Consider the following 23,878-nt stretch of genomic DNA (forward strand, 5'->3'; position numbering starts at 1 on the left):
CACACTAACGCAACAGGAGTAGCAGTTGGCAACCGAGATTTCCGGGACCAAGCGCCCGGGCGGCCGCACCGAGCGGACCCGCCTCGCCGCGCTGAACGCCACCCTCGAGCTGCTCGGCGAACGCGGGTACGCGGAGCTGACCGTCGAGGCGGTCGCCGAACGCTCCGGCGTCCACAAGACGACGCTCTACCGCCGCTGGGAGTCCGCCGAAGGCCTGGTCGCCGCGGCTTTGCTGATGGGCACCGAGCAGGAGTGGACCGCGCCGGACACCGGTTCGCTGGAGGGCGACCTGCGCGGGATCAACCTGGAGCTGGTGCACTACTTCACCTCGCCCGGCGAGCGCGAGCTGCCGACGGCGTCGATCTCGGCGGCGTTCCTGTCACCCCGCGCGGCGGACGCACTGCAGGAGTTCTACGTCGACCGCCACGCCCGTTCGGCGGTCGTGGTCGACCGGGCCGTCGAACGCGGCGAGGTCCCGGCGGGCACCGACGCGGTCGAGGTCGTGCGGGTCGCCTGCGGGCCCATCTTCTACCGCCTGTTCGTCTCCCGCGAGGGCGTCAGCAAAGAAGACGCCGGAGTCGCCGCCAAAGCCGCCGCGGCCGCCGCGAAAGCCGGCGTGTTCACGGCAGCGAACGCCGGTACCGCAGTTCCTCCAGCGTGACGCGGCCGTCGTCGATCGTCTCGGTCTGCGACGCGCCGTCGGCCACCCAGCCCTGCCGGACGTAGAAGGCCTTCGCGCGCTCGTTCGTCGCGAGCACCCACAAGATGGCGCTGTCGCCGGGCAGCTCTTCGACGACCCGGTCGTGCAGCGCCCGGCCGACGCCCCGCCCCCAGTGCTCCGGCAGCAGGTAGAGCGCGTAGAGCTGCCCGGGCCCGAAGGCGGCGAACCCCGCGATGACGCCGTCGTCGTCGGCGACCAGCACCCGGCCGCCATCCCTGATCTGCCGAGCCCACGCCGCCGCGCGGGGCTCCACCGACAGCCCGGCGAGGAAGTCCGCCGGGATCAACCCTTCGTAAGCCGCCTGCCACGACCGCACGTGGACCTCGCCGATCGTGGGCGCGTCGGCCACCGTGGCGTCGCGGATCACGTCTTCTCCAGGTACTCGGCGCGCTCGACGTCGACGACGTCGGCGACCATCTGCGCCAGGCCGTGGTACTTCTTCAGGTCCGGGTCCTTCTCGACGATCTCCTGCGCGCTCGCCCGCGAAGCCGCGATCACGTCTTCGTCGCGCAGCAGCGAAAGCAGCTTCAGCCCGGACCGCTTGCCGGACTGCGCCGCCCCGAGGATGTCGCCTTCGCGCCGCAGTTCGAGGTCCAGCCGGGACAGCTCGAAGCCGTCGGTCGTCGACTCCACCGCCGCCAGCCGTTCGCGCGTCGCCGTGCCGTCGAGGGCCTCGGTGACCAGCAGGCACAGCCCCGGCACGCTGCCGCGGCCGACGCGGCCGCGCAGCTGGTGCAGCTGGCTGACGCCGAACCGGTCGGCGTCCATGATCACCATCGCGGTCGCGTTCGGGACGTTGACGCCGACCTCGATCACCGTCGTGGCCACGAGGACGTCGAGGTTGCCCGCGGAGAACGCCCGCATCACGGCGTCCTTGTCGTCGGGCGGCATCCGGCCGTGCAGCACGCCGATCTTCAGGCCCTGCAGCGCGCCGTGCTCCAGGTCGGGCGCGACGTCGAGGACCGCGAGCGGCGGCCGCTTGTCGCTCTTGTCCGACGGCGGCTCGTCGCCGATCCGCGGGCACACGACGTACCCCTGGTGCCCCTTGCCGACCTCTTCGCGCACGCGTTGCCAGATCCGGTCGAACCACGCGGGTTTCTCGGCGACCGGCACGACCGTGGTGGAGATCGGCGAGCGCCCGACCGGCATCTCGCGCAGCGCGGACACCTCCAGGTCGCCGTAGACGGTCATCGCGACCGTGCGCGGGATCGGCGTCGCCGTCATGACGAGCACGTGCGGGCTGGTGTCGCCGGCGCCGCGGGTGCGCAGCGCGTCCCGCTGCTCGACGCCGAAGCGGTGCTGCTCGTCGACGACGGCTAGGCCGAGGTCGGCGAATTCGACGTGGTCCTGGATCAGCGCGTGCGTGCCGACGACGATGCCCGCCTCGCCGCTCACGATCTCCAGCAGCGACTTCTTGCGCTCCTTGGCGCCCATCGACCCGGTCAGCAGCGTGACCTTCGTGGCGTTCTCCGCCGCGCCCAGCTCACCCGCCTGGCCGAGGTCGCCGAGCATCTCCCGCAGCGACCGCGCGTGCTGCGCGGCGAGGACCTCGGTCGGCGCGAGCATCGCGGCCTGCCGCCCGTTGTCGACGACCTGCAGCATCGCCCGCAGCGCGACGATCGTCTTGCCCGAGCCGACCTCGCCCTGCAGCAGCCGGTTCATCGGGTGCTCGGTGGCGAGGTCCGCGGCGATCTCGTCGCCGATCCCGCGCTGGCCGGCGGTGAGGTCGAAGGGCAGCCGCTTGTCGAAGGCGTCCATCAAGCCCCCGCTGACGTGCGGGTTGGCCTTCGCCGGCCGCGAGATGGCCGAGTGCCGCCGCTGCGCGAAGATCAGCTGGACGGCCATGGCCTCGTCCCACTTCAGCCGCTTCTTCGACGCCTCCAGGTGCGCCCAGTTGGCCGGGCGGTGGATGCCGTGCAGGGCGGTGTCGAGGTCGGACAGCTTGTGCAGCCGCCGCAGCTCGGCCGGCATCGGGTCTTCGTCGACCTCCAGGACGTCCAGGACCTGCCGGACGCACTTGGCGATCGACCACGTCGGCATGCCCTGCGCCGCCGGGTAGACCGGGATGATCGCGGCGAGGAAGTCGTCCATGGCCTCGTCGGCGCGGTCGGCTTCGAACAGCTCGTACTCGGGGTTGGTCAGCTGCAGGGTGTCGCGGAAGGCGGACACCTTGCCGGCGAAGAGGCCGTGCTTGCCGGGGACGAGGTCCTTCTCGCGCCAGGCCTGGTTGAAGAAGGCACAGGTGAGCCGGCGTTTCCCGTCGGTGATCACCATGTCGAGGATGGTCCCGTTGCGGGACTTCATCCGCCGCTTGCTCACCTTCTCCACGCGCGCCAGCACGGTCGCGTGCTCGCCCAGCTCGAGGCCAGCGATGTCGGTGAGCTCGCCGCGCTCGGCGTAGCGGCGCGGGTAGTGGCGCAGCAGGTCGCTGACCGTCTCGATGTCGAGCGAGGTGGCGAGCGCCTTCGCCGTCTTGGCGCCCAGCAGCAGCGGCAGCTTGTCGCGCAGTCCGGCCATCGGCTATTCGACTCCCATCAGCAGCACGGCTTCCGCCTGGCCGCTGGCGTAGCTGGTCAGCTCCACCTCGGGGTGCTCCACCCGCAGCTGCTCCGCGAGCTCTTCGGCGACCCCGGGCGGGGCGTCGGCCCCGCTCAGCACCGTCACCAGCTCCCCGCCGAGGGCCAGCATCCGGTTGAGCACCTTCATCGCGGCCGCGACCAGGTTCGTCTCCGAAGCCGGCGCGGGCTCGATGTGCACCACCTCGTCGTCGACCAGGCCGACGACGTCACCGGACTGGGCCCGGCCCACCCAGGTTAGCGACTCCTCCTGCGCGATCCGCAGTTCGCCACGCCTGGTCGCCGCGGCCGCCTCGGCCATCGCGACGACGTCGTCGTTGGTGCGGCGCCCGGCGTCGTGCACGGCGAGGGCGGCCAGCACCTGCACCGGCGAGACGCACGGGATGACCACGACGTCCCGGTCGGCGGCCATCGCGTGCCCGGCCGCGGTGTCGACCGCCGCGGTGAGCCCGACGCTGCCCGGCAGCACGGTGACGTGCCGGCCGGCGGCTTCGTTGAGCAGGCCGATCACGTCTTCGACGCTCGGCGTCTCGCCCTCGGGCACGGCCAGCACCGGGATGCTTTCGGCGCGCAGCAGCTCGGCCAGCCCGCCACCGTGGACGACGGCGACGACCGTGCGGTCGATCCCGCCGCCCGGCTCGATCGGCGTCGGCGTGAGCAGCGGTTCGACGCGGATCGCACGCGGACGGCCGAGCGTGAGCCCCGCTTCGATCGCGGCGCCGATGTCGGCGCAGTGGACGTGCACGGCGTGGCTGCCCGAGCCGTCGCCGGCGACCGTGACGCTGTCGCCGAGGCCGCTCAGCTCCTTGCGCAGGGTCGGCAGGCTCTGCTCGTCGACGCCGTCGAGGAGGTACATGACCTCCCAGGCGTAGGCCTGCTCTTCCGCGGTGGGCACTTCGAGGGCGTGGTCCCGCTCGAGCGCGGTGCCGGTGAGGACGCCGACCAGGGCGTCGAGCACCGCGACGAGCCCGCGGGCGCCGGCGTCGACCACCCCGGCCCTGGCCAGGGCGGGCAGCTGCAGGGGCGTCTTCTCGAGGGCGTGCGCGGCTTCCTTCGCGGCCTCGCGGGCGACCTCGGTCAGCGACCGGGTGTCCCCGCGCACGGCGGTCGCCACGGCGTGCAGGACGGTCAGGATGGTCCCGGCCACCGGGCGGCTCACGGCACCGGTGGCGACCTGGTCGGCGTGGCCCAGCGCCTGCGCCAGCCACGGGCCGTCCAGCTCGCCTTCGGCGCGGTCGGCCAGCCCGCGCACGACCTGGGAGAGGATGACGCCGGAGTTGCCCTTGGCGGCGGCGACCGCACCCCGGGCGAGGACCTTCAGCGCTTCGGCGGCGGTTCCCGGGTCGGCTTCGGCGAGTGCGCGAGCCGCGCCGGTCATCGTGAAGAGCATGTTGGAGCCGGTGTCGGAGTCGGCGACGGGGTAGACGTTGATCTCGTCGATGGCCGGCCGCAGGCTCGCCAGGCTGTGCACACAACCCGCAGCCCAGGCCGCCACCGCCGCCGCGTCCAGCACCCGCACCCCGTAACCTCCTGACCGGTCTTCCGGCAGCGTATCGACCCGGTGCCGGGGGCCTCGATCGCAGTAGTTACTATGGTCGAGTTGCCCAGTGCATCTGGGCTCATTTCTATGACCCAGATCCAAAGGAGTTCGACGTGGCTGCCGTGTGCGACGTCTGTGGCAAGGGACCCGGCTTCGGCAAGTCGGTCTCGCACTCCCACCGCCGTACCAACCGCCGGTGGAACCCGAACATCCAGACCGTCCACGCCAAGGTGGGTGTGTCCCAGCGCAAGCGCCTGAACGTGTGCACCTCGTGCATCAAGGCGGGCAAGGTCGTTCGCGGCTGAGGCGAGAAGAGTTCGAAAAGGGCGGGTGCTCCTCGGAGCACCCGCCCTTTTTCTGTGGCTACTTCAGGAAGCCGGTCAGCAGGTCCTTCAGCGTTTCCGGGAACTGCAGCACCCCGTGGTCCTGCCCGGCCAGGGTCTCGTACCGAGCGCCCGGCACCGCCTCGGCCGCCACGCGGGCGCCCGCCTGGAGCTGCTCCGGGCTCGCGCCGCCGCCGATGACGAGGGTCGGGACCGTGATCTTCGCCAGGTGGTCGAGGCGGGGACGCGCACCCGGGCCGCAGATCGTCAGGTCGTACGGCAGCGTGTGCGCCAGGGCCGTGAACCAGCCCCACACCGGCGCCTGCTTCATGCCCTCGACCATCTCTTCCGGGGTGCCCGCGACCATCAGGAACGTCTTCACCGCGCCGTCGCGGTCATCCGCCGCCAGCTGGGCCTGCACCTGCTCCAGGACGTCGCCCCGGTCCTGCTCCGGCGTCGCGTACGGCGGTTCGTACGCCACCAGCTTGTCGATGCCGATGCCCGCCGCGGCCGCCTCCAGGGCGAGCACGGCCCCCGACGAGTGCCCGAACACCGACGCCGTCCCGCCGGCCTCGGCGATCAGCGCCGCGATGTCCTCGATCTCACGCTCGATCGCGTAGTCCGGCGAGTCGCCGGAGTCGCCGCGTCCGCGGCGGTCGTAGGTGATCGCCGTGAAGTCCGGAGCCAGGACTTCCGCCAGGCCCGTGACGGTCGTCCGGTCGTTGAACGCGCCGCCGACCAGGATCACCGGCGCGCCCGACCCACGCCGCTCGAAGAAGATGGCCGTGCCGTCGGCCGAAGTGACGTTCATGCTTCCTCCAAAGGTTCACCCCTGGTCGGAGCCGTCACGCGGATCCGGACACCGAACCTACGGGAGTTTCCAGTCCACCGGCGCCGCGCCCTGTTGCTCCAGCAGCTGGTTGGCCCGGCTGAACGGCCGTGACCCGAAGAAGCCGTTGTGCGCCGAGAGCGGGCTCGGGTGCGCCGACTCGATGCACGGGACCTCACCCAGCATCGGCCGCAGGTTGCGCGCGTTGCGGCCCCAGAGGATCGCCACCATCGGCTCCGACCGGGCCGCGAGGGCCTTGATCGCCTGCTCGGTGACCGCCTCCCAGCCCTTGCCCTGGTGCGAGTTGGACTTGCCCGGCTGCACGGTCAGCGACCTGTTCAGCAGCAGCACGCCCTGGTCGGCCCACGGCGTGAGGTCGCCGTTCGACGGCAGCGGGTGGCCGAGGTCGTCGGCGTATTCCTTGTAGATGTTGATCAGGCTCTTCGGGATCGGCCGGACGTCCGGCGCCACCGAAAAGCTCAGGCCCACCGCGTGCCCGGGCGTCGGGTACGGGTCCTGCCCGACGATCAGCACGCGCACGTCGTGGAACGGCTGCTTGAACGCCCGCAGCACGTGTTCACCCGCCGGCAGGTAGGTCCGGCCCGCGGCGATCTCCGCGCGGAGGAACTCCCCCATCGCGGCGACCTGCGGCGCCACCGGTTCCAGGGCCTCGGCCCAGCCTGCCTCGACGATGTCCTGCAGCGGTCGTGCGGTCACGGCGCGCAAGCCTACCGGGCGTGGCCGACGTCACCCGAGCGGGTCGAGCCGCCTCAGCTCCTTCTTGAACCGGCGGCCGCGTTCGACGTAGGACTCCACCACCATCGCGATGTTCTCCGCGCTGAACGACTTGTTCTCCCGCGTCTTGCCCGGCACGCCCAGCGCGATCTCGCCGGTCTTGACGCGCGAGCCGTAGGACAGGACCGCGCCCGCGCCGACCATGCCGCCGTCTTCGATCACCGAGCCGTTGAGCACCACCGAGCCGGACGCGATCAGGCAGCCGGTGCCGATCCGCGCGCCCTCGACGTGCACGGCGTGGCCGATCGCCGACGACGGCCCGAGGATCGTCGGGTGCCGCTCGGTGCAGTGCAGGACGCACCCGTCCTGGACGTTCGAGCGCTCGCCGATCTCGATGTAGCCGTGGTCGCCGCGCAGCACGGTCTGCGGCCACACCGACGCGTGCGCGCCGATCCGGACGTCGCCGATCACCGTCGCGTCCGGGTGGACGTAGGCGTCGGGGTGGATCGTCGGCTCGAGCGAACCGAGTGCGTAGATCGGCATGCCGCCTCCGGGTGACCGCGGTTTCACTTCCGGTGCGATTGGATCACGACATCACCGCGAAGCCGAAAACCAGCCCGCTCGTGCTCCTCCTCGTCGTGCTGACGTGGCTGCTCAGCCTGCCCGTCGCGACCCCGGCGCTGGCGAACGGCCTGGCCGCGACCCCGCCGATGGGCTGGAACAGCTGGAACCAGGTCCGCTGCTACGACCTCACCGAAGACGTCGTCGAGAAGGCGGCCGACGCGCTCGCCGACTCCGGTCTGCGTGACGCGGGTTACCGGTACGTCGTCGTCGACGACTGCTGGCAGGCGCCCACGCGCGCCGCCGACGGGTCGCTGCAGGCCGATCCGAAGCGGTTCCCGCACGGCATCGCCGACCTCGCCGACTACGTCCACTCGCGCGGCCTGCTGTTCGGCATCTACGCGGTGCCCGGCAGCCGGACGTGCGCGATGGCCAACGACGCCTACCCCGCGTCCGGTATCGGCTCGCTCGGCCACGAACGCCAGGACGCCGAGACGTTCGGCCGCTGGGGCGTCGACTACCTCAAGTACGACTGGTGCAACGCCGACACCGTCGACGGCCTCGACCGCAGGGCCGCGTTCGAGAAGATGCGCGACGAGCTCGCCGCGCTGCCCCGCCCGATCGTCTACGCGATCTCCGAATACGGCGTCTCCAGCCCGTGGACCTGGGCGCGGCCGGTGGCGAACTCCTGGCGGACGACGAACGACCTCGTCGCGACCTGGGACTCCGTGCTTGCGACGATCGACCAGCAGGCCGCGGTCGCCGTGCACAGCGGCGGTCCGGGCGGCTGGAACGACCCGGACATGCTGCAGGTCGGCAACGGCACGCTGAGCGCGGACGAGGCCCGCGCGCACTTCAGCGTCTGGGCCGTGCTGAACGCGCCGCTGTTCGCCGGCACCGACCCGGCGAAGTTGACCGGCACCGACCTCGCGACCCTCGCCAACCCCGAGGCGATCGCCGTGGACCAGGACTTCGCGGGCGGCCAGGGCCGGCAGCTCGACACCGGCCCCGGCTACCAGGTGTGGGGGAAACCGCTTACCGGCGGCGGGTTCGCGGTGGTGCTGCTCAACACCGGCAGCACCACCACGACCGTTTCCGCGTCGATCCCGGGTTCCTGGTCCGTCCGGGACCTGTGGACCCACCAGGACACGGGCACCGCCGTGTCGGCGTCGCTGCGCCCGCACGCGGCGGCGTTGCTCAAGCTCACACCGAGGTGAGGTCCTTGCCGTAGCACCGGCTGTCCGGCTCGTTCTTGTAGACGCCGAACTTCGGGATCTCGTCGTACCCCGACGACGTGTAGAGCGCGATCGCCTCCGGCTGCTTGGTCCCGGTTTCCAGGACCGCGCGCTTGCGGCCGCACAGCGCCGCGGTGCGCTCCAGCTCGGACAGGATCATCCGCGCGAACCCGCGGCCGCGCGCCGAATCGGCGACGTACATCCGCTTGAACTCGGCGTCGCCTTCGCGGAAGTCGGGCTCGGGGCCGTCGTGGGCGCGCCACGCCCCGCAGGCGACGGCTTCTTCACCCTGGTAGCCGACGAGGAACACACCCTGCGGCGGATCGAAGTCCGCCGGGCTCATCGGGGTCATGTCCTCGTCGCCGTAACGCTCGACGTACACCAGCTGCACCGCGGCCATGAGCTTGGCCGCGTCGGGGTGGTCGTAGGGGACCGGAACGATTCTCACGCTTTCCGAGCCTAGATCAGCGCCAGTGCGTCCAGCCCGCTTCTCGCGAAAACGGTTTCCCGTCCACGGTGATCCCGGAGTCGGCCATCGTGACGACGCCGATCGTGCGCCAGCCTTCGGGGAGTTCGGTGAACGGCGGGAAGGTGGCCGCGAGGGCGTGGTCTTCGCCACCGGTGAGGACCCAGTCGAGGGGGTCGGCGCCCAGCGCGGCGCCGACTTCGGTGAGCCGGGCCGGGACGTCGAGGTCGGCGGTGCGGACGTCGATGCCGACGCCGGAGGCCGCGCCGATGTGCCCGAGGTCGGCCAGCAGGCCGTCGGAGACGTCGATCATGGCCGTTGCCCCGGCCAGGGCGGCGCGCGGACCGGCTTCGTAGGGCGGTTCCGGGCAGCGCTGGGCGTTGACGACGCCGACCGGGGAGCGGAAGCCGCGGCCCAGCACGGCCAGGCCGGCGGCGGCCCAGCCGAGGCGCCCGTTGACGGCGAGGAGGTCGCCGGGACGGGCACCCGAGCGCGTCACGGGTTCGCGGTCACCGAGGTCGCCGAGCGCGGTGACGCTGATCACGAGCTGGTCGGCGCGCACCATGTCGCCGCCGGAGACGCCGACGCCGGCGCGTTCGGCCTCGGCCCACATGCCGTCCGCGAGGCCGGTGACGACCTCGCGCGGGGTGTCGGGCGGGCAGGCGATGCCGACCAGGACGGTGGTGGGCGCGGCGCCCATGGCGGCGATGTCGGCCAGGTTGACCGCGACGGCCTTGCGCCCGACGGACTCGGGCGGCGACCAGTCGAGCCGGAAGTGGACGCCCTGGACGAGCACGTCGGTGCTGGCGACCACGCGGCCGTCGGGCGCGGCGACGACGGCGGCGTCGTCGCCCGGGCCGAGCAGGGTGCCCGGCGGCTGGCGCCGTCCTTCGGTGACGGCGCGGATGAGCGCGAACTCGCCGGTCCCGGCGACCGTTCCGTCGTTCGGTGACACCCGTCACCTCTGCTTTCTTCCCCAGGACAAAGATCGATCACCGATAGTCGGATGCCCTATGTTTTTCGGTGAGCTGGCTATACGTTCCTACCTGAGCCGACCGATCCCGACGAAAGGGCGCGCCGTGGTCCACGCATACATCCTCATCCAGACCGAGGTCGGCAAGGCGGCCGCGGTGGCCGCCGAGATCTCCAGCATCCCGGGCGTGACCAGCTCGGAGGATGTCACCGGACCGTACGACGTGATCGTCCGCGCGGCCGCCGACAACGTGGACCAGCTGGGCCAGCTCGTGGTCGCGAAGGTGCAGAACGTGGAAGGCATCACGCGGACGCTGACCTGCCCGGTCGTCCACCTCTGACCTCGGCGGTTCCGGGGGTTCGGGGGTCGTCCCCCGTGCAATGTCACTGTGGTGTCATTGGGGGGTGCCTGACTCCGACACCGGTGCCCCGCCCAGGGTGGTGCTCGTCACCGCGACCGTGCTCGCCGTGGCGTTGGCGGTCGCCGTCGCCGTCTTCGCGCTGACCCAGCGCTCGTCCTCGGATGCCGCGGGTCCGCTGCCGTTGGTCCCCGTGCCGGCGCCCGCCGCGGGCTCGCCCGCCTGCACCACACTGCTGGGGGCAGTGCCCACGGAGCTGACGTCCAACGGGACTTCTCTCAAGGTGCGCGAACTGGCCGCCCCGGCGCCGCCCGCGACGGTGGCCTGGGGCACGGACGACCCGCTGGTGCTGCGCTGCGGGCTGAACCGGCCGCCGGAGCTGACGCCGACAGCGGCGTTGCGCCTGGTGAACGGCGTCCAGTGGCTGCAGGTGCCGGGCGAGGGCGCGTCGACGTGGTACGTCGTGGACCGCGAGGTCTACGCGGCGCTGACCGTGCCGGACAGCGCCGGGACGGGTCCGTTGCAGACGATCTCGGACACCGTGGCCGCGAAGCTGCCGGCCAAGCCGCTGAAGTTCTAGCGGAGGCCGGTGCCGCGGGCGATCGCCGTGTCGATGAGCGTGGTCAGCAGCGTCGCGTAGTCCACGCCGGTGACCTCCCACATCTTCGGGTAGGCGGACTTCGTCGTGAAGCCGGGCATGGTGTTGACCTCGTTGATGGTCAGCTCGCCGTCGGCGCCGACGAAGAAGTCGACGCGGGCGAGGCCCTGGCAGTCGAGCGCGTCGAAGGCCTGGACCGCCATCGCGCGCAGCTTCTCGGTGAGGGCGTCGTCGAGCTTGGCCGGGATGTCCAGCTCGGCGTCGTCGCCGAGGTACTTGGTTTCGAAGTCGTACCAAGCGTTTTCGTCTTCGGAGAGGACGCGGATCTCGGCGGGCAGCGAGGCTTCGACGTGCCCGTCCGGGAATTCGAGGACGCCGCACTCGACCTCGCGCCCGACGACGGCGGCCTCGACGAGGACCTTGGGGTCGGTCTCGCGGGCGAACGCGATGGCGGCGTCGAGGTCGTCCCACGTCGTCACGCGGCTGATCCCGACGGACGAGCCGGCGCGTGAGGGCTTGACGAAGACGGGCAGGCCGAGCTCGGCCCGGTCCTCGTCGTCCAAAGTGGACTGGCTCCGCTTGAGCGCGGTGAAGGTCCCGACCGGAAGTCCTTCGGCGGCCAGGAGTTTCTTCGCGGTTTCCTTGTCCATGGCGGCGGCGCTGGCGAGCACGCCGGGGCCGACGTAGGGGATGCCGGCGAGCTCGAGCAGGCCCTGGATGGTGCCGTCCTCACCGAAGGCGCCGTGCAGCACCGGGAAAACGACGTCCACCTGGGAGAGGAGTTCGCTTTCCCGCCCGGCCTCGACGGCGACGAGCCCGCGGCTGGAGGGATCGCCGGCGAGGACGAGCCCCTTGCCGTCGTCGACCGACGGCAGTTCGCGGCCGCGGATGGCGAGCTGGGCGGAGTCGCCGGTGCCGAGCACCCACCGGCCTTCCCGGGTGATCCCGACGGGCACGGCTTCGAAGCGCTCGGGGTCGAGGTTCCCGAGGACGCTGCCCGCGGAGAGGCACGAGATGGTGTGCTCGCTGCTGCGCCCGCCGAACACGACCGCGACCCGGAGTTTCTCGCTCATGGTGAGCCACCGTACCCGGTGACCTCGCGGAACAGCCGAGCCCGGTGCGGCGGGCGGCGGCGGTGGAGCGGTGAACGCAACCTCGGCGCTCCCGGCGCGTCGCTACGACGGGAGGGACTGTCCGCGCAGCAGGGAAACCAGGGCCGGCAGGGCCGCGACCAGCGCTTCCCGCGAACACCCCGCATACCCGATCGCCACCCCGTGCGCCGACGGCTCGCCCGCGAAATGCCGGGCCAACCCGTCCAACCGGATCCCCCGCCGCTCGGCCGCCGCGATCACCGAAGCCTCCACGGAAGCCGACGAAAACGGCACCACCAGATGCGCCCCGGCGTCGTCGCCGCGGATCGGGATCCCCGCCGACGACAACGCTCCCGCCAGCAGCGTCCGGCGCTCCGCCATCTCGCGGCGCAGCTTCCGCAGGTGCCGTCCCAGATCCCCGTTTCGGGCGAACTCGTACAACACCCGCTGCCCCGCCGGCGAAGGCCGCGTCCCGGTCGAATCCCGGTACGCCAGCACCGCCGACGTGATCGCTTCCGGCGCCACCATCCAGCCCGCGCCCAACGTCGGCGTGAGGATCTTCGACGTCGTCCCCAGGTGCACCACGACGTCCGGGGCCAGCGAAGCCAGCATCGGCAACGGCGCCACGTCGAAGCGCAGCTCCCCGTCGTAGTCGTCCTCGATGACCAACATGGACGACGACCGCGCCAGCTCCACCAGCGACACCCGCCGCGCCGCCGAGAGCCGGCTGCCCATCGGGTACTGGTGCGCCGGCGAGCAGTACACCGCCCGCGTGCCCGCCGGGATCGCGGAAGGCCGCAACCCCTCGTCGTCCACCGGCACCCCCACCACCCGCAGGCCCGCCCGGCGGAACGCCTGCACCGCCCGCTGGTACCCCGGCTCCTCGACCGCGACGACGTCCCCGCGCTCCAGGACCGCCGCCGCCAGCTCGATCACCGCCGCCGTCGTGCCGCCCGTCGCCAGCACCGAGCCCGCCGCCAGCCCGCGGTGGCGCAGCAGGTGCTCCGACACCGCCGCGCGGTACTCCGGCAGCCCCGCGCGGTGGGCCCGGACCAGCGGATCCGGGTCGGCCGCGGCCCGCCACGCGCGGCGCCAGGCCGCGCGGTCCAGGCCGTCCGCCCACGGCGTGCCGGGACCGAGGTCGAGCAGCGCGGGCGCGTCGGCCTCGGGCGCCGGGACGGCGGGCGCCGGCACCTCCGACGCCGAAAAGGACGGCGGCATCGTCACGTACGTGCCGGAGCCGTGCCGCCCCGCGATCCAGCCCTCGGCGTGCAACTGCTCGTACGCCGCCGACGTCACCGTGCGGCTCACCCCGAGCCGGCCGGCCAGCGCGCGCGTCGACGGCAGCCGGTCGCCACCCCGGAGGTGGCCCGAAGCAGCCGCTTCGCGCAGCGCGTCGGCGAGCTGGACGGCCAGCGGGGTCACCGCCGCGCGGTCGAGGCTGACCGGGAGCGCGGTGTCGGCGTGGGTCACGGGGCCTCCTCGAGTGGACTTCCCAAGTGTACGAGAAGTGGCCGTTTTCCGATGCCACTGCGCTGGGAGACGCTGGTCGCATGCTGTCCACCACGTCCCGCACCACGCTCGGCCGCAAGAAGCACCGTGCCGTGACCGACCGCTCGGCCCTGCACGCCGTCCTCGACGAGGGCCTGATCTGCCACCTCGGCATCGTCCGCGACGGCGCGCCGATCGTCCTGCCGACCGGCTACGGCCGCGACGGCGACACGCTCTACCTGCACGGCTCCACCGGCGCGTCGAGCCTCCGCACGGCGTCGCAGGACCTCGACGTCTGCGTCACCGTCACCCTCCTCGACGGCATCGTCTACTCGCGCTCGGTGAACAACCACTCGATGAACTACCGCAGCGCGGTGATCTTCGGGAAGGCGGCACTCGTCACGGACGCGGCAGCGAAGACGCACGGCCTCCGGGTGCTCACCGACCACCTCGCGCCGGGCTCGTGGGAACACGCGCGCGAGGTCAACGCGAAGGAGTTCGCGGCGGTGTCCGTCCTCGCGCTCGACCTCGCCGAGGCGTCGGTGAAGATGCGCGCCGAGGGCCCGGACGACGAGCCCGAGGACCTCGAGGCCGACAAAGCCTGGGCCGGCGTCCTCCCGGTCCGGACGGTCTTCGGCGCCCCCGAGCCGTCCGAGGACCTCTCCCCCGGCTGGACGACGCCGCCGCACGTCACCGGGCGAGCGGCAACCTGACCGTGAACGTCGTCCGGCCCGGCTCCGACGCCACGCCGACCGTGCCGCCGTGCGCCGTCACGAGGGACTGGACCACCGACAGCCCGAGCCCGGTGCCGCCGTTGCCGCGGGTGCGCGAGTCGTCGACGCGGAAGAACCGGTCGAAGATCCGTTCCTGATCGGCGACGGCGATCCCGGGCCCGGCGTCGCCGACCTCGACGACGGCGAACGAATCCGCGACCGCCACCGAGACGTGCACCGCGGTCCCGGGCGGCGTGTGCACGGCCGCGTTGGCCAGCAGGTTGTCGAGCACCTGCCGCAGGCGCAGCGGGTCCGCGGACACGAAAGCCGGCGAAAGCGCCGTCGTCAGCGGGTGGTCCGGCCGCCCGGCGGTGAACGCGTCCGCCGCGTCGCCGGCCAGCTCCGCCAGGTCGACGCGCTCGGGCCGCAACGGCGTCTCGGCGGCCCGCGCGTCGAGCCGGGCCAGCAGCAGGAGGTCGTCGACCAGCACGCTCATCCGGGTCGTCTCCGAGCGGATCTTCGCCAGGTGCGCTTCGCGTTCGGCCGGCTCGTTCGCCGCCGCGTAGCGGAAGAGGTCGGCGTAGCCGCGGATCGACGTCAGGGGTGTGCGCAGCTCGTGGGAGGCGTCCGCGACGAACCGGCGCAGCCGTTCGTTCGCCTCGGTCTTCGCCGCCAAGGACGTGTCGATGTGGGCCAGCATCACGTTGAACGCCGTCCGCAGCTCCTCGACCTCGGCGCCGCCGCCGGTGCCCGCCGCGCGCACCGGCAGGTCGGCGTTCGCCGTGAGGTCGTGGGACGCGATGTCGTGCGCGGTGCCCGCCATGTCGGCGAGGGGGCGCAGGCCGCGGCGCAGCACCAGCCGTCCGACGACGACCAGCACGGCCAGCGCGAACGTGAACGCGCCGACCTCGACCCAGATCAACTGCCGGACGGTCCCGTCGAGGTCCTTCTGCGGGGCGGCCGAAAGCAGCACCGACCCGTTGTCGACCGGGCACGCGCGCACCCGGTACGGCCCGTCGTCGTGCAGGTAGATGTTGCGCGTGACGTCGCCGCCGGCCGCGTCGGCGGCGATCTTGGCCAGCTGCTTGGCGTCGCCGGGCAGCTGGCCGCCGGGCTGGGGCGTCGCGACGCCGTCGCGCACCTTGTACAGCGCCGAGTACCACGAGTAGACCGACTGCGGCGAGCCGTGCGTCTCGCGCAGCTGCGGCAGCTGGGTGTTCTGGCTCTTGGACAGCTGCTCGTCGAGCCGCCGGTCGAGGTAGCCGTGCATGATCCCGACCATCGTGACGCCGACCGCCGCGAACACGACCAGCGCGAGCGCGCCGAGGCCGAGCGTGATCCGGGTGCCCAGCCGCGTGCGCTGCCAGGCCCCGTACCACCGGCGGAAGAAGCGCTTCACCGGTGCGCCTGGCGCACGACGTACCCGACGCCGCGCACGGTGTGGATCAGCGGTTCGCCGTCGCCCGCGTCGACCTTGCGCCGCAGGTGCGAGATGACGAGTTCGACCACATTGGACCGGCCGCCGAAGTCGTACTCCCAGACGTGGTCGAGGATCTGCGCCTTCGTCAGCACCGACGGCGACCGGCGCAGGAGGTAGCGCAGCAGCTCGTACTCGGTCGGGGTCAGCTCGGCGAGGCGGTCGCCGCGCCGGACCTCGCGGGTGTCCTCGTCGAGCGTCAGGTCCCCGACGCGCAGCACGGCCGGGCGCGTCGCCACCTGGTGCGTGACGCCGGTGCTGCGCCGCAGCACTGCCCGCAGCCGCGCCATCAGCTCCTCGACGGAAAACGGTTTCACGAGGTAGTCGTCACCCCCGCGGGTGAGCCCGGCGACCCGGTCGGCCGTCGCGTCCTTGGCCGTGAGGAAGACCACGGGCACCGCGCTGCCGGTCTCCCGGAGGCGGTCGAGCACGGTGAAGCCGTCGAGGTCGGGCAGCATCAGGTCGAGCACGACGATGTCCGGCCCGAACTCGGCGGCCTGGCTGAGCGCGGCCTTCCCGGACCCGGCCGTGACCGCCTGCCAGCCCTCGTACCGGGCGACGGTGGCGACGAGGTCGGCGATGTGCGGCTCGTCGTCGACGACGAGCAGGCGCACGGGTTCGGAGGGCTCCACCACCCCATCTTCTCCCGGCGCACGCGCGCGCGGCGACCGCTGGCACCGGCCGACAGGAATCCGACAGCCGGTACCCAGACTCGCCACAGGGTCCGTGGCGAGGCTGGCCTTCGTGAACCGAAACCGAAGGGGATCCGTGTGACCAGCATGACGCAGACCGCCGAGGCCACGCGCCCGGCGATCCGCCCCCGGATCGCCGCGAAATCCGGCCTTTTCCTCTTCCTGGGCGCCAATGTGGCGGCCGTCACCGCGCTGTTCGCGCAGGCCGGCCTGTCGCAGAACGTGCTGATCAGCATCGGCCGGCTCGCCGGCATGTACGGCGCGCTGGCCATGGCGGTGCAGCTGCTGCTCGTCGCGCGGCTGCCGTGGCTGGACCGGCGGATCGGGATGGACCGGCTCACGACGTGGCACCGCTGGACCGGCTTCACGATCCTGTGGACCCTGCTGGCGCACCTGGTGTTCATCGCGTTCGGCTACGCGGAGGTGTCGAGCAAGGGCGTCGTCGACGAGCTGGTCGAAATGGCCGACACGCTCGAAGGCATCCTGCGGGCACTCGTGGCGTTCGCCGTGATCCTGATCGTCGGGGCGGCGTCGGCGAAGTTCGCGCGCAAGCGGCTGGCCTACGAGACCTGGCACTTCATCCACCTCTACACCTACGCCGCGGTGCTGCTGGCGTTCACCCACCAGATCGCGCTGGGCCAGTCGTTCGCCGGCTCGGAAACCGCGAAGACCTACTGGTGGACGCTCTGGCTCGGCGCCGGCACCGCCGTGCTCGCCGGGCGCGTCGTGCTCCCGCTGTGGCGGAACCTGCGCCACCAGCTGCGCGTGACCGCGGTGGTGTCCGAGGCCCCGGACGTGGTGTCGGTGTACATGACCGGCAAGCACCTCGACAAGATGCCGGCGCGGGCGGGCCAGTTCTTCCTGTGGCGGTTCCTCACGAAGGACCGCTGGTGGCAGGCCAACCCCTTCTCGCTGTCGGCCGCGCCCGACGGCCGCACGCTGCGGCTGACCGCCAAGGCGCTCGGCGACGCCAGCGCGTCGTTGCGGCACCTGCGGGTCGGGACGCGGGTGTTCGCCGAGGGCCCGTACGGCGCGTTCACCACGATCCACCAGCAGCGGCCCAACGCGCTGCTCGTGGCGGGCGGCGTCGGCATCACGCCGATCCGCGCGCTGCTGGAGGACATCGACGGCCACGTCGTCGTGCTGTACCGGGTGCGCACGCAGGCCGACGCGGTGCTGCTGCCCGAGCTGAACGGGCTGGCCAAGGCGCGCGGCGCCGTCGTGAGCGTCCTCACCGGACCGGACCAGGCGGTCGGCCCGCGCGGGACGATGCTCGGGCCGGCGAACCTGCACATGATGGTGCCGGACGTGCACGAGCGGGACGTGTTCGTCTGCGGCCCGCCGGGGATGACGTCGGCCGTGCTGCGCAGCCTGCGCGAGCTGAAGGTGCCGAAGACCCAGGTCCACGCCGAACGCTTCAGCCTCGCGGCCTAGGGGGATTTCCACCGTGAAGAAGACCATTTTCGTCGTCGCGCTCTCGATCGCGGGGTTCATCGCGGTCTGGCGGTTCGAGCCGGGGCCGGTGCACAACACCGCGTCCGTCGCGCAGGCGCCGCCGAGCACCAGCGCACCGTCCACATCGGCCGCTCCGCCGTCCTCGGCCGCTCCGCCCGCATCGTCCACTCCGGACAGTGCGAACGCGACAGTGACCACGCAGGGCACCCCGGAGTCGAGCAGCTACGGCACGGTCCAGGTCCAGGTCACGTTCACCGGGTCGCGGATGGTCGCGGTCACGCTGCTGCAGGCTCCGGACGACGGTCGCGCGCTCACCGCGTTGCCGCGCCTGCAGGAAGAAGCGATGAAGGCCCAGAGCGCCGACATCGACACGATCACCGGGGCGACCGAGACGAGTGAGTCCTACAAGACGTCGCTGCAGGCGGCGATCGACGCCCGGGGCAGCAGATGACCACGCGCGTGGAGCAGGTGATGGGCCTGCCGATTTCCTTGGACCTGCGCGATGAAGGCGACTTCGCCGAGATCGTCGACGAGGTGTTCGCGTGGTTCCGGGACGTCGACGCGAAGTTCAGCCCGTTCAAAGAGGACAGTGAAGTCAGCCGGTACGACCGCGGCGAGCTGACGGCCGACGCGCTGAGCGACGACCTCCTCGAAGTGCTGGAGCTGTGCGCGTACTACGAACAGCTTTCCGGCGGCGCGTTCCGCGCGCGGCTGCCCGGCCGCGGCCTCGACCCGTGCGCGGTGGTGAAGGGCTGGGCGGTGCAGCGCGCCGCCGACATGCTCAAGGCCGAGGGCGCGACGACGTTCTGCCTCAACGCCGGCGGCGACGTCGTCACCGCCGGCGAGCCGCACCCGGGACGCGCCTGGCGGGTCGGGGTGCGCCACCCCGAGCAGCCCCTGGCCGTGTGCGCGGTGCTGGAGTCGCGCAACGGCGCGATCGCGACGTCGGCGGCCTACGAGCGCGGCTCGCACATCCTCGACGGCCGGTCGGGCGCACCGGCGACCGGGCTGCTGAGCGTCACCGTGATGGCCCGCGACCTGGTCACCGCGGACGCGCTGGCGACGGCGGCGTTCGCGATGGGCGCCGAGGGCATCACGTGGGCGGCCGACCGGCCGGACTGCGAGATCCTCATCGTCGACGACAGCCGCCGCGTGCACCGGACGGCGGGCCTCGCGCTGGCGTCGTAATCCGTTCGCGCTCGTGCGGGAGCTCGGCCAGACTCGGGAGCAGCCGTCTGCCTCGAGGAGAGCCATGCCGTCGTCCGTCCTGCACGTGTCCGTCGACTGCGCCGACCCGTACACGCTTTGCCAGTGGTGGAGCCAGGTCACCGGGAAGCCGGTCCCCGACGAGGACCAGCCGGGCGACGACGAGTGCGGCATCGAACTGGCCGGCGGCATCGACCTGCTGTTCCTGCGCGTGCCGGAGCCGAAGACGGTCAAGAACCGGCTCCACGTGTGCCTGCAGCCTGACGGCCCGCGCGACGACGAGGTCGAGCGCATCCTCGGCCTGGGCGCGACGCTGGTCGACGACCGCCGCAACACGGATGGCACCGGCTGGGCCGTGCTCGCCGACCCGGAGGGCAACGAGTTCTGCGTCCTGCGCAGCGCGGCCGAACGAGCCGCGACGTCGTGACGGACTCGTTCGCCGTCAACAAGGCCAACTGGGACGAACGCGCGGTGCTGCACGCGGCGTCGCCGGACTACAGCTTCGCGGCCCTCGCGGCGGACCCCGCGTACCTGAGCGGCGTCGTGCGGTTCGACCGGCCGCGGCTGGGCGACATCGCGGGGCTGCGCGCGGTCCACCTGCAGTGCCACATCGGGACGGACACCGTTTCGCTGTCGAGGCTGGGCGCTTCGATGACCGGCCTCGACTTCTCGGGCCCGGCGCTGACGGCGGCGCGGCGGCTCGCGGCCACCACGGGCGCTTCGGTCGAGTTTCACGAGGCGAACGTGTACGACGCGGTCGAGGTGCTGGGCGCCGGGCGGTTCGACCTGGTCTACACGGGGATCGGCGCGTTGTGCTGGCTGCCGTCGATCGCGCGCTGGGCATCGGTGGTCGCCGGTCTGCTGCGACCCGGCGGCCGGCTGTTCGTCCGCGAGGGGCACCCGATGCTGTGGTCGCTCGACGAGACGGCGGACCCGGCGGCGCCGCGCTACCCCGTACTTCGAGCACGCCGAGCCGCTGGTGTTCGACGAACCCGAGACGTACGTCAAGGTGGAGCGGAAGCTGGAGAACAGCGTCAGCCACTCGTGGAACCACTCGCTCGGCGAGCTCATCACGGCGCTGCTGGACAACGGGCTGACGCTGACCGGGTTCGCCGAGCACGACAGCGTCCCGTGGAACGCGCTGCCCGGGCAGATGACGCACGACGAGGCCACCGGCGAGTGGCGGCTCACGGACACGCCGTCGCGGCTCGCGGCGAGCTACACGCTCCAGGCGGTCAAGGCCGGCTGAATAGGGTGGGCGCATGCCTTTGATCGCCCTCGCCACCCTCGGCGGGACCATCTCCATGGCCCCGGTGCCCGGTTCCGGCGGTGCGGTGCCGCGGCTCGGCGCGGCCGACCTGCTCGGCGGCCTCGGTGACCTGCCGATGGATGTCCTGGCCGAGACGCTGGCCGGCATCGGCAGCGCGTCGCTCGACTTCGCGACGCTGCTGCGGTGCCGCGACTGGGGACTGCGGCAGGAAGCCGACGGGTTCGTCGTCGTCCAGGGCACGGACACCCTGGAGGAGACGGCGTACTTCCTGGAGCTGACCTGGCCGTCGGACGTCCCGGTGGTCGTCACCGGGGCGATGCGCAACGCCGGGCTGCTCAGCCCGGACGGCCCGGCCAACCTGCGGGGCGCCCTGACCGTGGCGGCCGACCCACGCAGCCGCGGCCGGGGTGTCCTGGTGACGCTGAACGACGACGTCCACGCGGCACGCTGGGTGCGGAAAGCGCATTCGAGCCACCTGGAAGCGTTTTCGTCGGCGCCGGCGGGTCCGCTCGGCATGGTCGTCGAGAACGCCGTGCACTGGTTCCACCCGTCGCCGCCACGGCTCGCGCCTTTGCCCGGTGCGGACTTCGGCGGGCTGGTCCCGGTGGTCGAAGCCGGTCTGGACGACTCGGGGGCGACGCTCGCGCACGCGGCCACGCAGCCGGGCGTGCGCGGGATCGTGGTCGCGGCGACCGGCGTGGGCCATGTGTCGTCCGCCACGGCCGACGTGATTTCGCGGCTGGTTCCCGACGTGCCGGTCGTGGTGGCGTCCCGGACGGGCGCGGGGCCGACGCTGCGCTCGACGTACGGCTTCCACGGTTCGGAGTCGAGCCTGATCGAAATGGGCGCGACGATGGCCGGCTGGCTCGACGCGCGCAAGTCCCGCATCCTGCTGCACACGCTGCTCGCGTCCGGCGCGGACCGGGAGGCGATCGACCGCGAGTTCCGCGCCCGCGGCGACCTCGACTGAGTGGTTCAGTCCAGGACCGGGCCGCCCAGCGGGTCGAGGTGGTACGGGCGCATCGCGCGGCCCGCGTCGCGGTAGACGTGGACCGAGACCGCCGGGTCCGGGCCGTCGTTGCGCACCTCGTGCACGTACCCCGGGCCGAACACCCGCGACTGCCCCGCCGACAGCGCGTGCAGCTCGGTGACCGCGCGGCCGCCGGGCGCGCGGCGGGCCACCGCCTCCGTCAACCGGCCGCTGACCAGCGTGAACGCGCCACTGGCGACCGCGTGGTCGTGCAGGTCGGTGCGCTGGCCGGGCAGCCAGCTCATCAGCCAGACCTCCTGCTGCCCGTCCTTCTCGACGAGCGTCGCGAAGCGCTCTTCGGGGTCATAGCGCAGCAGGTGCTTCCAGCGGTCGCGGTCGGCGGCGACCTCCAGCGCGACGCGCACGGGGTGGCGCAGCGCGGGGTTTTCGGGACGCAGCAGGGTGTTGTCCGGAACGGCGAACATGAGGGTCCTCACGGGAGAAAAGGGTGTCGAGCTGGGCCGGGGCGGGGTTCACCGACAACAGCGACACGCGCACATGACGGCGCGAAGGCCCGTGCGGCCCCGCAGCTCAGTCATCTCGTACGCGAACATGGCAACCAGAGTTCCGTACGGCATCGCCGCGGTCAAGCCGTCCCAGCAGCCGGGAGGATCAGGACCACTCGTGCTTCTGCGACCGGCCCAGCAGCTCCGCGCCCGCCTGCCGCGGGTCGACGCCCTCGTGGCAGACGCGGTGCATCGCGTCGGTGATCGGCATGTCGACCCCGACGCTCTGCGCCAGCGCCCGGATCGACGAGCACGACATGACGCCCTCGGCGACCTGCCCGCCGGCCGCCGCCTGCGCTTGTTCGAGGGTCTCGCCGCGGCCGAGGCGTTCGCCGAAAGTCCGGTTGCGCGAAAGGGGCGACGAGCACGTCGCGACCAGGTCGCCGACGCCGGCGAGCCCGGCGAAGGTCAGCGGGTCGGCGCCCAGTTTCGCGCCGAGCCGGGCCATCTCGGCGAGGCCGCGGGTGATGAGCGTCGCCATCGTGTTGGTGCCCAGGCCCAGGCCGGCGGCCATGCCGGTGCTCAGCGCGATGACGTTCTTGCAGGCGCCGCCGAGCTCGCAGCCGACGACGTCGGTGTTGGTGTACGGGCGGAAGTAGGAGTTGGCGCACGCGCGCTGGATCGCGACGGCGCGTTCGTGGTCGGCGCAGGCGAGCACCGACGCGGACGGCTGCCCGGCGGCGATCTCCTTGGCCAGGTTCGGGCCGGTGACGACGACGACCTCGCCGGGGTCGATCCCGACGATCTCCCCGATCACCTCGCTCATCCGCTTGAGCGTGCCGAGCTCGACGCCCTTGGCGAGGCTGACGAGGATGGCGTCGGAGGGCAGCAGCGGCCGCCACTCCGAGAGGTTCGCGCGCAGGCTCTGGCTGGGCACGGCCAGCACGACGGCCTGGGCGTTTCCGAGGGCGTGCGCCGGGTCGCTGGTCGCGGTGATGTTCTCCGGCAGGCCGACACCGGGCAGGTAGGCGCTGTTGACGTGCCGCTCGCGGATGTCGGAGGCGACCTGCTCGCGGCGCGCCCACAGCGTGACGTCGCGGCCGGCGTCGCCGAGCACCTTGGCGAAGGCGGTGCCCCACGAGCCGGCCCCGAGCACGGTGACCCGCTGGACGTCGGCGCGCATCAGGCGGGGTCCCCCGGCTTCGCCGACGGCGGTTCTTCGTGGCGGATCTCGCCGAGCAGGCGGGTCACCTCGTCCATCATGACCTTGGTGACCTCGCGCAGCTTCGACGCGCTGCGGGTGTTGCCGCCGCGGTAGGCGGACAGGTCGATCGGGTCGCCGACGGAGTGGGTGATCGTCTTGCGGGGGAAGGGCGTGAACTTCTTCGTGTAGCCGTTGAAGAGCTGGTTGGTGCCCCAGCGCGCGATGGGGATGACGGGGACGTCGTTCTGCAGCGCGAGCCGGGCGGCGCCGGTGAAGGACTCCTTCGGCCAGCCGGCCGGGTCCTTGGTGATGGTGCCCTCGGGGTAGATGACGACGATCTTGCCTTCTTCGAGGGCTTGGTGCGCGGCCTTGAGGCTGTCCCCGGCGGCGGCGGACCCGCGCGAGACGGGGATCTGCCCCGACCCGGAGACGATCGGCCCGAGGATCGGCGCGCGCTGCAGGCTCTCTTTGTAGAGGAACCGCGGGACGCGCTTCTGCCGGTGCACGAAGACGGCGTCGACGACGGGGTCCAGGTGCGAGATGTGGTTCATGACGAGCAGCGCGGGCCCCTGCCTGGGGATCTTCTCGGCCCCGACGAAAACCCGCCGGGCAATGCCGGTGAGCGGGTAGAACAGTACGGCGGCCAGCCCCACCCAGAAGCCGCCCTTCTCACGCCGGGCCACGATCTCCTCCTCCACGTCAGCTCCCCCAGATCCTGCCGCGCCGGGGTCGGGGCAGTCCAGGGAGGGTGTCCTTGGGCGGTGATCGGCGGGTGATCGGCGGTGGTCGGGCCGGGTCGGGTGTGGCCGGCCGGCCGCTCGGGACGCGGCTCGCGGGCTCCTCGGACCGGTGGGTGGTGATCGGCGGTGGTCGGGGCGAGTCCAGGCG

Annotated in this window: 27 protein-coding genes and 1 pseudogene; 13 read left to right on the top strand and 15 right to left on the bottom strand. The window is 72.3% G+C overall.

Annotated features, from left to right (window positions below; genetic code table 11):
- The first annotated feature begins 25 nt into the window (after positions 1–25).
- Positions 26–661 (top strand): TetR/AcrR family transcriptional regulator, encoded by a 636-nt coding sequence (locus tag BLV96_RS35305; RefSeq protein WP_086676590.1) that lies wholly within the window; start codon positions 26–28, stop codon positions 659–661.
- Here the strand turns inward: BLV96_RS35305 and BLV96_RS35310 are convergent.
- The 3 genes from BLV96_RS35310 to BLV96_RS35320 are packed head-to-tail and all read right to left on the bottom strand — an operon-like array spanning position 621 to position 4,816.
- On the bottom strand, positions 621–1,088 hold the full coding sequence (locus BLV96_RS35310; RefSeq protein ID WP_086676591.1) for a GNAT family N-acetyltransferase: 468 nt from the start codon (positions 1,086–1,088) through the stop codon (positions 621–623). The two genes, BLV96_RS35305 and BLV96_RS35310, sit on opposite strands and share 41 nt — an antisense overlap.
- Entirely contained in the window at positions 1,085–3,238 is a 2,154-nt protein-coding gene (gene recG / locus BLV96_RS35315) for an ATP-dependent DNA helicase RecG (protein WP_086676592.1), read from the bottom strand. Before recG ends, BLV96_RS35310 begins: the two co-directional genes overlap by 4 nt.
- A gap of 3 nt (positions 3,239–3,241) precedes the next feature.
- A complete protein-coding gene (locus BLV96_RS35320) occupies positions 3,242–4,816 on the bottom strand; it encodes a DAK2 domain-containing protein (RefSeq protein WP_086676593.1) in 1,575 nt (524 codons plus the stop codon).
- Between the two features lie 134 nt (positions 4,817–4,950).
- On the opposite strand from BLV96_RS35320, the gene rpmB reads away from it, so the two are divergent.
- Positions 4,951–5,142: a 50S ribosomal protein L28 gene (rpmB, locus tag BLV96_RS35325; protein WP_003091970.1), complete on the top strand. Its 192-nt coding sequence runs from the start codon at positions 4,951–4,953 to the stop codon at positions 5,140–5,142.
- A 58-nt stretch (positions 5,143–5,200) separates the two neighbouring features.
- Here the strand turns inward: rpmB and BLV96_RS35330 are convergent, their stop codons facing one another.
- From BLV96_RS35330 to BLV96_RS35340, 3 genes are read right to left on the bottom strand one after another with little or no spacing between them, the layout of a single operon-like run.
- Positions 5,201–5,971, bottom strand: a complete 771-nt coding sequence (locus tag BLV96_RS35330) for an alpha/beta fold hydrolase (protein WP_086676594.1) — start codon at positions 5,969–5,971, stop codon at positions 5,201–5,203.
- 57 nt (positions 5,972–6,028) lie between these two features.
- Positions 6,029–6,706 carry a uracil-DNA glycosylase gene (locus BLV96_RS35335; protein WP_086676595.1) on the bottom strand — a complete coding sequence of 226 codons (678 nt, stop codon included), beginning with the start codon at positions 6,704–6,706 and terminating at the stop codon, positions 6,029–6,031.
- A gap of 30 nt (positions 6,707–6,736) precedes the next feature.
- A complete protein-coding gene (locus tag BLV96_RS35340) occupies positions 6,737–7,267 on the bottom strand; it encodes a gamma carbonic anhydrase family protein (protein ID WP_086676596.1) in 531 nt (176 codons plus the stop codon).
- 32 nt (positions 7,268–7,299) lie between these two features.
- Here BLV96_RS35340 and BLV96_RS35345 point away from each other — a divergent pair, with 32 nt between their 5' ends.
- Positions 7,300–8,502, top strand: a complete 1,203-nt coding sequence (locus tag BLV96_RS35345; RefSeq protein WP_086676614.1) for a glycoside hydrolase family 27 protein — start codon at positions 7,300–7,302, stop codon at positions 8,500–8,502.
- On the opposite strand, the gene BLV96_RS35350 is transcribed toward BLV96_RS35345, so the two are convergent.
- Positions 8,489–8,968, bottom strand: coding sequence for a GNAT family N-acetyltransferase (locus BLV96_RS35350; protein WP_086676597.1), 480 nt, complete (start codon positions 8,966–8,968; stop codon positions 8,489–8,491). The two genes, BLV96_RS35345 and BLV96_RS35350, sit on opposite strands and share 14 nt — an antisense overlap.
- Positions 8,969–8,984: 16 nt before the next feature.
- Entirely contained in the window at positions 8,985–9,941 is a 957-nt protein-coding gene (locus BLV96_RS35355) for a thiamine-phosphate kinase (protein ID WP_086676598.1), read from the bottom strand.
- A 124-nt stretch (positions 9,942–10,065) separates the two neighbouring features.
- On the opposite strand from BLV96_RS35355, the gene BLV96_RS35360 reads away from it, so the two are divergent.
- Both BLV96_RS35360 and BLV96_RS35365 read left to right on the top strand, forming a co-directional pair.
- A complete protein-coding gene (locus BLV96_RS35360) occupies positions 10,066–10,299 on the top strand; it encodes an Lrp/AsnC family transcriptional regulator (protein WP_003091994.1) in 234 nt (77 codons plus the stop codon).
- 64 nt (positions 10,300–10,363) lie between these two features.
- Complete coding sequence (locus BLV96_RS35365; protein ID WP_208608405.1) at positions 10,364–10,897, top strand: DUF3515 domain-containing protein; 534 nt, start codon at positions 10,364–10,366, stop codon at positions 10,895–10,897.
- Here the strand turns inward: BLV96_RS35365 and BLV96_RS35370 are convergent.
- The gene (locus BLV96_RS35370) at positions 10,894–11,988 is read right to left on the bottom strand and encodes a D-alanine--D-alanine ligase family protein (RefSeq protein WP_086676600.1); all 1,095 of its coding nucleotides are present in this window, start codon (positions 11,986–11,988) and stop codon (positions 10,894–10,896) included. The two genes, BLV96_RS35365 and BLV96_RS35370, sit on opposite strands and share 4 nt — an antisense overlap.
- 102 nt (positions 11,989–12,090) lie before the next feature.
- Positions 12,091–13,479, bottom strand: a complete 1,389-nt coding sequence (pdxR, locus tag BLV96_RS35375; RefSeq protein WP_086676601.1) for a MocR-like pyridoxine biosynthesis transcription factor PdxR — start codon at positions 13,477–13,479, stop codon at positions 12,091–12,093.
- A gap of 80 nt (positions 13,480–13,559) precedes the next feature.
- Here pdxR and BLV96_RS35380 point away from each other — a divergent pair, with 80 nt between their 5' ends.
- Positions 13,560–14,210 (top strand): pyridoxamine 5'-phosphate oxidase family protein, encoded by a 651-nt coding sequence (locus BLV96_RS35380; RefSeq protein WP_086676602.1) that lies wholly within the window; start codon positions 13,560–13,562, stop codon positions 14,208–14,210.
- On the opposite strand, the gene BLV96_RS35385 is transcribed toward BLV96_RS35380, so the two are convergent.
- Together BLV96_RS35385 and BLV96_RS35390 are read right to left on the bottom strand one after the other, a co-directional pair.
- Positions 14,188–15,609 carry a sensor histidine kinase gene (locus tag BLV96_RS35385; protein WP_086676603.1) on the bottom strand — a complete coding sequence of 474 codons (1,422 nt, stop codon included), beginning with the start codon at positions 15,607–15,609 and terminating at the stop codon, positions 14,188–14,190. The two genes, BLV96_RS35380 and BLV96_RS35385, sit on opposite strands and share 23 nt — an antisense overlap.
- Positions 15,606–16,319, bottom strand: a complete 714-nt coding sequence (locus BLV96_RS35390) for a response regulator transcription factor (protein ID WP_086676615.1) — start codon at positions 16,317–16,319, stop codon at positions 15,606–15,608. The genes BLV96_RS35385 and BLV96_RS35390 overlap by 4 nt, the downstream gene beginning before the upstream one ends.
- Positions 16,320–16,466: 147 nt before the next feature.
- Between BLV96_RS35390 and BLV96_RS35395 the strand changes: the two genes are divergently transcribed.
- The 7 genes and pseudogenes from BLV96_RS35395 to BLV96_RS35420 all read left to right on the top strand — a co-directional run bounded on the left by BLV96_RS35395 (position 16,467) and on the right by BLV96_RS35420 (position 21,280).
- Complete coding sequence (locus BLV96_RS35395) at positions 16,467–17,813, top strand: ferredoxin reductase family protein (RefSeq protein ID WP_086676616.1); 1,347 nt, start codon at positions 16,467–16,469, stop codon at positions 17,811–17,813.
- A gap of 13 nt (positions 17,814–17,826) precedes the next feature.
- The gene (locus BLV96_RS35400) at positions 17,827–18,285 is read left to right on the top strand and encodes an FMN-binding protein (RefSeq protein WP_086676604.1); all 459 of its coding nucleotides are present in this window, start codon (positions 17,827–17,829) and stop codon (positions 18,283–18,285) included.
- On the top strand, positions 18,282–19,022 hold the full coding sequence (locus tag BLV96_RS35405) for an FAD:protein FMN transferase (protein ID WP_086676605.1): 741 nt from the start codon (positions 18,282–18,284) through the stop codon (positions 19,020–19,022). Before BLV96_RS35400 ends, BLV96_RS35405 begins: the two co-directional genes overlap by 4 nt.
- Before the next feature lie 64 nt (positions 19,023–19,086).
- Positions 19,087–19,467 carry a VOC family protein gene (locus BLV96_RS35410; protein ID WP_086676606.1) on the top strand — a complete coding sequence of 127 codons (381 nt, stop codon included), beginning with the start codon at positions 19,087–19,089 and terminating at the stop codon, positions 19,465–19,467.
- A gap of 224 nt (positions 19,468–19,691) precedes the next feature.
- Positions 19,692–19,868 (top strand): annotated as a pseudogene (locus BLV96_RS51480) (SAM-dependent methyltransferase); the annotation flags it as partial.
- Between the two features lie 151 nt (positions 19,869–20,019).
- A complete protein-coding gene (locus tag BLV96_RS51485; protein ID WP_341866130.1) occupies positions 20,020–20,289 on the top strand; it encodes a hypothetical protein in 270 nt (89 codons plus the stop codon).
- Between the two features lie 13 nt (positions 20,290–20,302).
- Positions 20,303–21,280 carry an asparaginase gene (locus BLV96_RS35420; protein WP_086676607.1) on the top strand — a complete coding sequence of 326 codons (978 nt, stop codon included), beginning with the start codon at positions 20,303–20,305 and terminating at the stop codon, positions 21,278–21,280.
- A gap of 5 nt (positions 21,281–21,285) precedes the next feature.
- Here BLV96_RS35420 and BLV96_RS35425 read toward each other — a convergent pair whose 3' ends face one another.
- The 3 genes from BLV96_RS35425 to BLV96_RS35435 all read right to left on the bottom strand — a co-directional run bounded on the left by BLV96_RS35425 (position 21,286) and on the right by BLV96_RS35435 (position 23,688).
- The gene (locus BLV96_RS35425) at positions 21,286–21,765 is read right to left on the bottom strand and encodes a cysteine dioxygenase (protein WP_086676608.1); all 480 of its coding nucleotides are present in this window, start codon (positions 21,763–21,765) and stop codon (positions 21,286–21,288) included.
- 187 nt (positions 21,766–21,952) lie between these two features.
- Positions 21,953–22,969 (bottom strand): NAD(P)H-dependent glycerol-3-phosphate dehydrogenase, encoded by a 1,017-nt coding sequence (locus BLV96_RS35430; protein ID WP_086676609.1) that lies wholly within the window; start codon positions 22,967–22,969, stop codon positions 21,953–21,955.
- Positions 22,969–23,688: a lysophospholipid acyltransferase family protein gene (locus tag BLV96_RS35435; protein ID WP_086676610.1), complete on the bottom strand. Its 720-nt coding sequence runs from the start codon at positions 23,686–23,688 to the stop codon at positions 22,969–22,971. The genes BLV96_RS35430 and BLV96_RS35435 overlap by 1 nt, the downstream gene beginning before the upstream one ends.
- Positions 23,689–23,878: the final 190 nt, after the last annotated feature.

Origin of the sequence: Amycolatopsis pretoriensis (assembly GCF_900107925.1) — a bacterium.
Lineage (GTDB): Bacteria > Actinomycetota > Actinomycetes > Mycobacteriales > Pseudonocardiaceae > Amycolatopsis > Amycolatopsis pretoriensis.